The sequence below is a fragment of the Jeotgalicoccus psychrophilus DSM 19085 genome (assembly GCF_000425845.1).
Taxonomy (GTDB): domain Bacteria; phylum Bacillota; class Bacilli; order Staphylococcales; family Salinicoccaceae; genus Jeotgalicoccus; species Jeotgalicoccus psychrophilus.
The window spans coordinates 22,749-34,177 of sequence record NZ_AUEF01000022.1; the positions used below are offsets into that span (position 1 = coordinate 22,749).

Below are 11,429 nucleotides of genomic sequence, written 5' to 3' on the forward strand. Positions count from 1 at the left end.
TCTATATGTAAGACTTCAACCCGTGAAGTTGGAAAAAAGCCGTTGTGCCTGCAGATATTACTTTATAAATAGCCGTATAACCGGATTATAAACAATAAAGAGTGAAATCATTAATGATTTCACTCTTTATATATTGCAGTTATTTATTTGTTAATGTCACAGCTGATTTAAATAAAGTCTGTACAGCAGAGATCATGCTGTCTTCATTTACATCGAATTTTTCATTATGATGTCCTGCTGCAAGCTCAGTACCGAAAATACAGTAAGACGCCTGGCCGCCCTGCTCCTGTACGCGGTTAATGAAAAATGTTGCATCTTCACTGCCGCTCGGTTTGTTTTCTTCCAGCTCGGTAACGAGATTCTCACTGTCGGCTGCTTCGGCGAGTACTCTGGCAAGTTCAGTTGATCCTTTGGCACTCTTTCCTTCACCGACAGTTTCAATTGTATAATCCACCTGAAACATTTGTGCAGCACCCTTAATAATAGATTCAGCATACTGTTTCATATAATCATTCAGTTCGCTTGTCGTGCCTCTCGTTTCGATTTTAAGACTGGCACTGTCTGCGATAACATTACGTCCGCTTCCCGCGTGCAGTTCACCGACATTAATACGGGTTGCACCTCCGGAATGACGGGGAATTGCATTTAAGTTAATGACAGCATTGGCAGCAGCAAGCATGGCATTTTTACCTTCTTCCGGCTGTCCGCCGGCATGCGATGATACACCTTTAAATGATACATCGAGTTTAGTCGTGGCAAGAAAGCCGTTATTTGAAGCGAGGAAATGATTGAATGGCACGCCGGTGCCGATGTGTGATGCGATAAAGAAATCAGCATCATCAACGACACCTGCCTCAACCATCGAACGTGCCCCGCGTGTACCTTCTTCAGCGGGCTGGAATAATATTTTAATAGTTCCTTTTAAGTCAGTCTTATTTTCCACTAAGAGAGTTGCAAGACCAAGGGCGATTGACGTGTGAACATCATGGCCGCAAGCGTGCATTTCATTATTTACGGAGCGGAATCCTTCCTGCAGAGGGAAGTGGCTACTCTCCTCTGATTCATAGATTGGCAAAGCATCCATATCAACTCGGAAAACGACAACCGGTCCGTCAATACCCGTGTCGAGCGTTGCGGCAATACCAGTGTAGCCGTCAGCAACTTTGTCCAGATACTCGAGGACAGCACCGTTCTCTTTCGCCCAGTCATAATGCGCTGCTGTTTCTTCCTGAGTCGGTTTACCCATTGTGAAATCAGGATTCATTACTTCTCTGCCAATTTTAATATCGTAGCCGAGTTTATCCAGTTCATCAGCCACTTTCGTAGCCGTACGCATCTCCAAAAATCCAAGCTCGGGATGCTGGTGAAAATCCCTGCGCCAGTTTATGAGCTGTGTGTGTAAAGACACGTTAAATCATCTCCAGATTAAATTATTGTACTCTGTCTTCTAAGAACGTATATACTCCCGGTCCGAGCGGTAATCCTGTGAAGTAGAATACTCCAAGCAGAATAATCCATGCAAGCAGGAATATTAATGAGTATGGCAGCATAATTGACATGTAAGTACCAATACTTGCGTTTTTATCATAACGTTTCATAAACGCAAGAATAATAACCATATACGGGAAGAGCGGTGTAACGATGTTAATGGACGAGTCTGCAATACGGTATGCGGCCTGTGTAAATGCTGGGTCATAACCCAGCTGCATAAACATCGGTACAAAGATCGGCGCTTCAATTGCCCATTTCGCAGAACCCGAAGTAATCAGGAAGTTCAGCAGTGCTGTAAACAGCACATAACCGATAATCAGTCCAATACCTGTAAATTCAATAGATTCAAGGAACTCTGCCCCGTTAACTGCAAGCCATGTACCAAGGTTACTCCAGTTGAAGTAAGCGATAAACTGCGCGATTGCGAATACGAGAACAATATAGCCGGCCATATCTTTAATGGACTCGGTCATATAATACGTCGCATCTTTTGTCGATTTAATTTTTCCTGTTGTAATACCGAATGCCACACCGATTAAAATAAAGAAGATAAGTATAATCGGTACGATGCCGTCGATGAATGGTGACGGAATAATACCGCCATCTTCATTTGTCAGCGGGCTGTTTGGCATAAGAATAACCGCGACGATAGTTCCCCAGTAAACAACACCGGTAACGACTGCAGCGATAAGTCCTTTTTTAGCATTAGGAAGTTCTTCAGCGTTTTCATCTTCAAGACTTTCGCCTTTATATTTACCGAGACGCGGCTCGATAAAGCGTGAAGTAATCAGTCCACCGATGATTGTCAGCATAAATGTGGAAATGATATTGAAGTACCAGTTATCCACCGGTGTGATAACGATTGTATCGTCAATTAAACGTGCAGCTTCTGTAGAAATACCAGATAAGAGTACATCTGTTCCGGCAATAAATAAGTTGGCGGTGAAACCGGCACCAGCACCGGCAAAACCTGCAGCAAGTCCGGCAAGCGGGTGTCTGCCTAATTTATAGAATACGAGTGCGCCCAGCGGAGGGATAATGACCGCAGCAGCATCTGATGCGAGGTTCCCCATAATACCGACGAATACTACTGTATATGTAACGAGAAATGGCGGTGACTTTAAGATCGTTTTACGGATCGCATAATCGAGCAGTCCGACTTTCTCAGCCAGCCCAATACCGAGCATCATGGACAGAACAAGCCCGAGTGGTGCGAATCCTGTAAAGTTGTCGAGCATGGAAGTCAGTATAAACTGCAGTCCTGCAGCTGAAATTAAACTGTTAATCGGCAGTTCTTCGCCGTTGCCCGGATGTATTACTGAGGCGTCAAACAGGCTTGCAATCCATGAGATTACAATAATTAGAAATGCGAGCCCAAGGAATAATGCGAACGGGTCCGGAAGCTTATTTCCGACACGCTCTACGACATCCAGAAATCTTTGGAAAAAACCTTTCTTCTCTGTTTTATCTGTCAATGAAAACCCTCCCAAATTTATTTGCTTTGTTTGTTCCTATTTATACTTTTAGAAGTATAAATAGGATATAAGAAGTTTACATAAATTTCAGTCAATTGTCTATAATATATTTCCCGTCAGACCGAATAAATGATTTTAATATACTTATAGATGGGTTTTTATTATACTTATAAGTATAGAATGAACGGCAAACAGTAGGAGGCAGAACCATGAAGATTGCATATATCGTTGACAGTACTGCGAGTTTATCAGATGAACTGGCGGACCGTTCAGATGTATTCCAGGTACATTTATCTGTAACATTCAGAGATGGGTCAATTTTTAAAGACACAACGGATGAAGCGGCGCTTAAATCATTTTATCAGCGTCTAGCCACAGAGAAAGAAATTCCAAAATCATCACAGCCGCAGGTCGGCGAGTATTACGAAGTTGTCGATGAGATAATTTCAAAAGGATACGATACAGTTATTGCCATTCATATCGGTAAAGGCATCAGCGGAACGTATCAAAGTGCCGAGATGGTTTTAAATGAATATCAAGAAGAAGGAAAGTTAAATTATCATCTAATAGATTCTAACCGTACATCATTTATTATAGAGCATCTTCTCGAGCAGACAATCGAGCAGATTGAAAAAGGAGTTTCAATAGAAGAAACTGTTCAGAAAATTGAGAAGCTCGTTGAAGATACTCAAATTTATTTAGTAGTCGATGATTTGAACTATCTGGTTAGAGGCGGCAGACTCGGAGCAGGCAGTGCGTTTATCGGCAGTCTGTTTAAAATAAAGCCAATCGTTTATTTTGCGGATGACGGCAATGTGAAGCCTTTTGATAAAGTGCGTACAAACAGCCGTGTGGTTAAGCTGTGGGAATCACTTATCGAAGAAGCAATGGATAAGTTCAACGGCAAGATTAAAATTGCGATTGCACATGGTGATATTGCAGAAGAAGCGCATCAGATCAGAAAGAAATTTGAAAACATGTATCCGGGTATCAGCTGCCGTGTCGGTTATTTAACACCTGCACTTGGTGTGCACGGCGGTCCCGGAAGCAAGGGTCTCGGTATCCTGCCATATATATAAAATGCAAACAGCAGAGTTCCTATATTAAAATAGGAGCTCTTTTTATTACTGAAAATGAGGTGCAGCAGATGAGTGAAAGAAAACTGATGAAAGATTACTTCGATATAGATCTTGCCAGGCATTATGCAAAAGACATTAGTAAAATATACCCCGAGTTTAAAGCTCAGGAATTTATCAGCAGCACTTCAGCAGAAATTGCTGACGGGCGAATGTCTGAGCGTATTCAGATATTCAGTGAACAGCTCAGGAAGTACTTACCGGATGATTATAGTGAAGCAACGAACATTATTATAGACGTACTTGGTCTGGAAAATGATAAATTTTATTTTCCGTTTGCGGAAATGTATTACTACAGAGCGCTGTCGAAGTTTGTTGAAACATACGGACTCGATAATTTTGAGCAGTCGATGAAGACGATAGAAGAAATTACGAAGCGTGATACTGCTGAATTTGCAATACGTCCGTTTATTCTAAAGGATTACGATAAAGTTGAAGCGGTCTTCCAAAAATGGGGGAGAAGTGACAATGCTCATTTAAGAAGGCTTGTAACAGAAGGTCCAAGACCCCGCCTGCCGTGGGCGAAAAAACTTCCCTTTTTAAGAGGTGATGTACAGGAAAACTTCAGACTGCTGAAACCATTCCTCGATGATCGGTCGAGGTACGTCGAAAAATCGGTAGCGAATCATTTAAACGATATATCGAAATATCATCCTGAAGAAGTAATCTCATTTCTGAAAGAGAATATAAATGAGACTTCTCCCTTTATTGTAAGAAGAGCACTCAGAACATTGAAGAAGCTTGAGAATGACAAGGCGCTTCGTTTACTTCAACTATTAAAATAATGAAACTGCTCTTTAATCATCCTTTAATTATTGCTTAACTGTCCGTTAGTTCGCCGCGGATATACTATGAGTAACAAATAAAACAAACCGCATAAAAACAGCGGAAAAATAATTGGAGGATGATTGGAATGAAAATCAACAAAAATATTTTACTTGGCGGCGTATTAACATCAGCATTAGTTTTAGGAGCATGCGGATCAAATGTAAGTGCAGACGATATGGAATGGGAAACAGAAGAACGTAACGGAGCTGTAACGGTTAAAGATAACGTGGAAACTTCAGCTGGTACAACAGCTCAAGAAGCAGTGGACAAAGCACTTAAAGAATTCGACGGCACAGTGACTGATGTTGAATACGATGAGGACGACGGTGTCTATTACTACAATATAGAAATTGAAAACGGCAATGATGACTTTGAAGTAAAACTTAATGCAGAGAATTTAAGTATTATTGAACAGGATTTAGACCGTGACGATAACGACGACAATGATGACAGAGACGACAACGAAGTAGATGCAGCTGAGAAAAATACTGCATCATCAGCTAACAGCAAAGGAGACGCAAAAGCTGCAGATGCTTTTGGCGGAGATAAATCAGCAGAAGCCATCGAAGCTGCACAAGAAAGATTCGACGGAATCTTAGAAGAAATCAGTTATGAAGAAGATGACGGTGCATACTACTATGAAGTTAAGCTTGAAAGTGAAAATGAAGAATACGAAGTGAAATTAAGCGCGGATAATCTTTCTGTAGTTGAAGAAGAGCTTGAAGATGAAAACAGCGAACGCGGCTTCAAACGACTGCAAGCAGCGCATGAAGAAGCAATCATCTCATTAGAAGATGCCAAACAGATAGCAGCTGAAGCTGTGAATAGTGAAATCGATGAGTGGAAATACGATGCTGATGATTTCAAATATGAATTTGAAGTTGGCGGCAATGAAGTGAAAATCAATGCGAAAACAGGCGATGTAACAGAAATCGATGACTAATATTATAACGCCCTCCGGGGCGTTTGTTTTTATCTTTTTTAAATCGAGAGACTGCTTTGTACATGGTATAATTACAACAATAAACGAATATTGTGAGGCGATATCATGGAGAAAATACTAATAGTGGAAGATGATGAGAAAATTGCGCGTGTCATTCAGCTTGAATTGGAATTTGAAGACTATGAAGTCGATATTGCATATACAGGAAAAGAGGCGCTGGAAAAATATGAAACAGGTGACTTTTCATTAATTCTTCTGGATGTCATGATTCCCGAACTGAATGGTTTGGAAGTGCTGAGAAGGGTCAGACAGAAGAATCAGGAGATAAAAATAATAATGCTCACAGCAAGAGATGCTGTTATGGATAAAGTAAGCGGTCTTGATTCTGGAGCCAATGACTATATGACGAAGCCTTTTGAAGTTGAAGAACTGCTCGCGAGAATTCGTGTACATTTAAAATCAGCATCAGCGGGTGAAGTAAAGACTGAAAGTATTAAGCACCGTCATCTGGAGATTAAACCGCTAGCCCGTGAGGTTTACAGTAATGGTGAACCTGTTTATTTAACTCAGAAAGAATACGATGTGCTGCTTTACTTGATAAACAATAAAAATCAGGCACTGTCCCGCGATCAGATTATCGATGCAGTGTGGGGATATGATTATTTTGGCGATACGAATACTGTGGACGTTTACGTGCGGTATATTCGTAAAAAGCTCGATACAGACAAACCATCACTTATTTCCAGTGTGCGCGGCATTGGTTATATTATAAAGGATTAATTTATGAAACTCGGAACGAAAATACAGCTGTATACAACGGTAATGATTGCCATTGTTGTTATACTGACTAATTTGCTAATTTATTTTTCCTATAAACATTATTCGCTGGAAGCGGAAATGGATCAGCTTGAAAACCGTGGGAATAATATCATTACGGAAATACAAACAGCACAGGAAAGCGGTATAAGCGGTGAAACGGTACTGCAGTATTTCTCACTGTCTGACGGCTATATAACGATGCTGAACGACCAGGAAGACCACATTGTCAGAATTGCGACTGAGGAAAGCTATCTTGAATTGAATCAGCCGTACAGTACTTCGCAGTATACAGACGCCCTGTCATATAATAATGAAAATTTTGTAATGATTTCAATACCTGTCATTTGGGAAAACGGTGAAGTCCACAGTTTGCAAATATACGAGAATATATATTTTTTATATGACACCTACAATATATTGAAGTGGATTTTAATAATCTCATCTGTCATTCTGCTTGTGCTTGTTTTCATTTTAAATCAGGTGATTACAAATTTAATTACAAATCCGATTAAGCAGCTCGTCCGGAGAATGAATGATAGGGGAAATGTCCGCCTTTATAAAACAATACCGGTCAATAAATCGGACACGTTTGAATTGAAAATGCTCACAGATTCTTATAACGATATGATGCTGACTTTAAAAGCACATGATGATAATCAGCAGGCATTTATAATGAATGCATCGCACGAATTAAAAACACCGCTGACAGTCATCAGTTCATATGCCAGAATGCTGGAACGTTTCGGTAAAACGCGGGAAGATTTATTGGATGAAGGGATTACAGCTATTTCCGAAGAAACGACAAGAATGAAATATTTAACGGAACAATTCCTGAGTTTTACAAAAGTAACGCATAGCGATACAGACCAGGATAAAGAATATATACCGGCAGTACAGCTGATTGAAAGTGTTGTTGCACGGCTTGAAAAAGTGTTTAAACGTAATATTAACATTGCTTCAGCTGGGACGGATCCGTATGTTTATGTGTACCCGCCGGCATTCGAACAGCTGCTTAGGATATTTTTGGATAATGCTTATAAGTACAGCACAAAAGATATAGATGTCAATATCGAAGAAAACAGCGAGGCGGTTATTATCGAGGTGCGGGATTACGGAATCGGCATCCCGGAAAATGAATTAAATGATATTTTCACACGTTTTTACCGTGTTGATAAAGCAAGAACTAGAAAAACAGGCGGTTCAGGACTCGGTTTATCAATAGCGAAGCAGCTGGCTGAAAATAATGATATTAAAATCTCGGTAAAGAGCGTAATTAACGAGGGAACCACATTTAAACTAACGATGAAAAAGGAGGCTGAAGATGGCGAAGCGGAGTAAGATAATAATCGCGCTTACAGGACTCATTGCAGGAATAGTTATCGGCGTGTTATGGGTCAGTTTTAACCAGCAGGATTTTATTTCTGAAGATGAAGCCCGCGCCGTTGTCACAGAACGCTACGGTGGATCTGTTGAATCAGTATCTCTTTCTGATGACGACCGTTATTTTGTGATTAACTTAAAAGGTAACGAAGCGACACACAGTATCACTGTAAATCGTGAAGATTCCAGTGTGCAGGGGATAAAGACGGTTGCGGAGCATAAAGAGCCTGCTGAAGAAGAACCAGCGGCTGACAAAGAAGACAAAAAGCAGCAGCCAGACAAAGAGCGTGAAGCTGACAAAGAAGACAAAAATCAGCAGCCTGACAAAGAGCGTGAAGCTGAAAAACCGGAAGAAGATACCAGACTGACGGTTGAAGAAGCTGTAGAAATCGCAGCAGGAGAAGTCGGCGGAACCAATGTATATTCTACCTGGAGTGGTGAAGGCAGTGCACGGGAATACTACATTTTACAGCAGGTCAATGATGACGATGAAGGGGCACTGATTGCAATTAATGGAATTACGGGTAATATTAATAAGGTAATATGGCTTGAAATAGATGATGATTATGAAGAAATAGAACAGCTGGTTTATGAAGCGACGGAATATGCAAATATGTATGACAGCAGGTATATCGAATACGATGATGAGTATTTTGAGGATTAAGAGCCTGCGTTGACAGAGAAGTTAAGAAGTTATATAATTTGAAGAATTTAAAGTGCCTGAGGAGTAATATCATGACTAGAACGGAAGAAAGTTTGAAAGCTTTTGTCGGAATTAAAAGAACGAATGACATATTAGAAAAGTTAGTGAAAAATGATGCCCAGCAGTACGGACTGAATATTAGCGAGTTTGCAGTTTTGGAGCTTTTATTTCATAAAGGACCGCAGCCTATTAATCGTATTCAGGAACGGATACTAATTGCAAATTCAAGTACGACTTATATACTGGATAAATTAGAGAAAAAAGACTATATTATCCGAAAGCGTGATGAGAATGACAGACGCAGTATGAAAGCTGCACTGACTGAAGAAGGCGAAAACCTGATTCGCCGTATTTTCCCTGCACACAGCGAGCTTTTAACCGGTTTGTTTTCTGCACTGAGCGATGAAGAACTGAGTGCTTTTAGAGAAACGCTTAAAAAAATCAGTGCAAATGCTCATAACAATTAATAATACTGCGTTATTTAAGCGATACATTAGTATGTGTCGCTTTTTTTATATTTTAAACTGTTCTATAGTAAGAATAATAAGATACGAAAGAGTGTGTGTAAATATGTTGGAACTATTAAAGAAAGATGAGTTTGAGCAGTTATATGCCTTGATGGATGACTCATTTCCTAAAGCAGAGATCAGGAATTTTGAAGGGCAGCGGAAGCTGCTGGAAGATCCTCACTATAACGTATACGTGCTGCATAAAAATAGTGAAATTCTCGCATTTTTTGCCGAATGGGAAAATGACTCATATCGCTTCATAGAACATCTTGCAGTAAATGAGAAGTTCCGTTCACAGGGACTTGGTTCAAAAACACTTCAGGCTTATAACGCACTGAGCAGTAAACCTGTTGTACTGGAAGTGGAACCGCCTGAAGATGATATGCAAAGACGCCGTGTAAAATTTTACGAGAGAAATGGTTTTCATTTATCCTCTTATGGTTATATTCAGCCTGTCATTAACGAGGGATACGAAAGTGTTCCGCTTGTTATGATGACGTATCCCGAGTCACTTAATAACGAAGAGCTCGAGCAGGTTAAAAACTGGCTTGATCAGACTGTTTATAAATCCTAAGCGATATTTTACAAGGGGGATGGAAATGGATTACATAGAACGGGGAACCAAAAGTTATAAACAGACAGCACTTGCTTTTTTCGCCGCAGGATTTAATACATTTGCGATTCTTTATGTAGTACAGCCAATTTTACCTGATTTAACGGAATATTACGGTGTTACACCGACGGCAGCGAGTTTATCGCTTTCTGTAACAACATTTACTTTGGCAATCAGTATGCTTATTTTTGGTTCCATTTCAGAGGCTGTGGGCAGGAAAAACATCATGATTGTCTCGATGCTGACCGCTTCGATATTATGCATACTGACTGCTTTCAGTCCGACATTCGGTTCATTGATTGTCATGAGGGCCTTACAGGGAGTCGCACTTGCGGGCCTGCCGTCCATTGCGATGGCTTATCTCGGAGAAGAAATTCATCCGCGCAGTCTGCCTGGAGCAATGGGTTTATACATAAGCGGTAATGCGCTCGGTGCAGTATTTGGACGGGTTTTAGCAGGTGTTGCGGCAGGGTTATGGGGATGGCAGTTCGGCCTGATTGGTGTCGGTGTTGTCAGTCTGATTGCGACATTTATTTTCTGGTATGCGCTGTCTCCGTCAAAACATTTCGTAAAAAGAGAGTTCAATGTCAAAGATCTGTTTAAATCATTGACTGAGCACTTGAAAAACCCGCTGCTGCTCATTTTATTTTTAATGGGCTTTTTGCTCCTTGGAACGAATGTCTCTCTTTATAACTATGTATCATTCGTACTGATTGAAGATTTTAATATCAGCCAGACTATTGTGAGCTGGGTATACATGATTTTTCTCGTCGGCGTACTGAGTTCGATGATTTCAGGAAATCTTGTTTACAGATACGGTAAAGTAATGATGCTGTATACAGGTATCATTGTGGCAGTTGCTGGTCTCATTATCGTCTTAATTCCATCTGTTTGGACGATTGTTGCTGGACTGATATTATTTACATTCGGATTCTTTATTGCACATTCCCTGACTAGCGGATGGGTGGGTAATATTGCTCACAGCAATAAAGCGCAGGCATCATCATTGTACTTGTTCTTCTATTATACAGGTTCAAGTGTCGGCGGAACGCTGGCTGGAGTGTTCTGGATGCAGAGCGGCTGGCTTGGAGTTTCCTTGATGAATATATCTTTCCTGATATTGTGCTTAACGCTGTTCATGGTTTTTTTATATCTTCTGAGACGGAGAATATGGTACTTCAAATAAAAAAAACGCCCTTGATGACGTGCTCCCCTTAAGTTGGACCTAAATCCAACTTAAGGGGAGTTTTTGTTATGAAAAATAAAAAACATAGTTTTGAGTTCAAAATGGCAGTAGTTCAATCCTACCTTAATAATGAAGGTGGATATAAGGCTTTAGCTAAGCAGTATCAGATCAACCCTTCATTAATTACAAGATGGGTGAATAACTATAATGAGTTTGGGCCAGACAGCCTGCTTAAGCACATGACGAAAACAACTTATACTAGTGAATTTAAACGATCTGTTTTAGACTATAGACAAGAAAACTTGTTGTCCTATAAAGATACAGCGCATCATTTTGGGATTCGTAA

At 40.4% G+C, this 11,429-nt stretch carries 12 protein-coding genes; 10 read left to right on the forward strand and 2 right to left on the reverse strand.

The genetic code is table 11. The annotated features are described in order from the left end of the window. Positions 1–139: 139 nt before the first annotated feature. Positions 140–1,408: an amidohydrolase gene (locus H625_RS0108105; protein WP_026859486.1), complete on the reverse strand. Its 1,269-nt coding sequence runs from the start codon at positions 1,406–1,408 to the stop codon at positions 140–142. A gap of 22 nt (positions 1,409–1,430) precedes the next feature. Further along, positions 1,431–2,966 carry an AbgT family transporter gene (locus tag H625_RS0108110; protein ID WP_026859487.1) on the reverse strand — a complete coding sequence of 512 codons (1,536 nt, stop codon included), beginning with the start codon at positions 2,964–2,966 and terminating at the stop codon, positions 1,431–1,433. A 209-nt stretch (positions 2,967–3,175) separates the two neighbouring features. Between H625_RS0108110 and H625_RS0108115 the strand changes: the two genes are divergently transcribed. The 10 genes from H625_RS0108115 to H625_RS0108160 form a co-directional block, all read left to right on the forward strand. Further along, positions 3,176–4,045 (forward strand): DegV family protein, encoded by an 870-nt coding sequence (locus H625_RS0108115; RefSeq protein WP_026859488.1) that lies wholly within the window; start codon positions 3,176–3,178, stop codon positions 4,043–4,045. 68 nt (positions 4,046–4,113) lie between these two features. Beyond that, positions 4,114–4,887: a DNA alkylation repair protein gene (locus H625_RS12830; RefSeq protein ID WP_035785538.1), complete on the forward strand. Its 774-nt coding sequence runs from the start codon at positions 4,114–4,116 to the stop codon at positions 4,885–4,887. Positions 4,888–5,015: 128 nt separating this feature from the next. Beyond that, complete coding sequence (locus H625_RS0108125) at positions 5,016–5,873, forward strand: PepSY domain-containing protein (RefSeq protein ID WP_026859489.1); 858 nt, start codon at positions 5,016–5,018, stop codon at positions 5,871–5,873. A 105-nt stretch (positions 5,874–5,978) separates the two neighbouring features. Beyond that, positions 5,979–6,653 carry a response regulator transcription factor gene (locus tag H625_RS0108130; protein ID WP_026859490.1) on the forward strand — a complete coding sequence of 225 codons (675 nt, stop codon included), beginning with the start codon at positions 5,979–5,981 and terminating at the stop codon, positions 6,651–6,653. Positions 6,654–6,656: 3 nt separating this feature from the next. Then, positions 6,657–8,030, forward strand: a complete 1,374-nt coding sequence (locus H625_RS0108135) for a sensor histidine kinase (protein ID WP_026859491.1) — start codon at positions 6,657–6,659, stop codon at positions 8,028–8,030. Further along, positions 8,014–8,736: a prolipoprotein diacylglyceryl transferase gene (locus H625_RS0108140; protein ID WP_026859492.1), complete on the forward strand. Its 723-nt coding sequence runs from the start codon at positions 8,014–8,016 to the stop codon at positions 8,734–8,736. Before H625_RS0108135 ends, H625_RS0108140 begins: the two co-directional genes overlap by 17 nt. A gap of 71 nt (positions 8,737–8,807) precedes the next feature. After that, positions 8,808–9,242 carry a MarR family winged helix-turn-helix transcriptional regulator gene (locus H625_RS0108145; protein WP_026859493.1) on the forward strand — a complete coding sequence of 145 codons (435 nt, stop codon included), beginning with the start codon at positions 8,808–8,810 and terminating at the stop codon, positions 9,240–9,242. 103 nt (positions 9,243–9,345) lie between these two features. Beyond that, entirely contained in the window at positions 9,346–9,858 is a 513-nt protein-coding gene (locus tag H625_RS0108150) for a GNAT family N-acetyltransferase (RefSeq protein WP_026859494.1), read from the forward strand. Positions 9,859–9,883: 25 nt separating this feature from the next. Beyond that, on the forward strand, positions 9,884–11,083 hold the full coding sequence (locus H625_RS12835; protein WP_035785541.1) for an MFS transporter: 1,200 nt from the start codon (positions 9,884–9,886) through the stop codon (positions 11,081–11,083). A 68-nt stretch (positions 11,084–11,151) separates the two neighbouring features. Then, a partial coding sequence (locus tag H625_RS0108160; RefSeq protein WP_026859495.1) for a helix-turn-helix domain-containing protein occupies positions 11,152–11,429 on the forward strand: 278 nt, incomplete at its 3' end.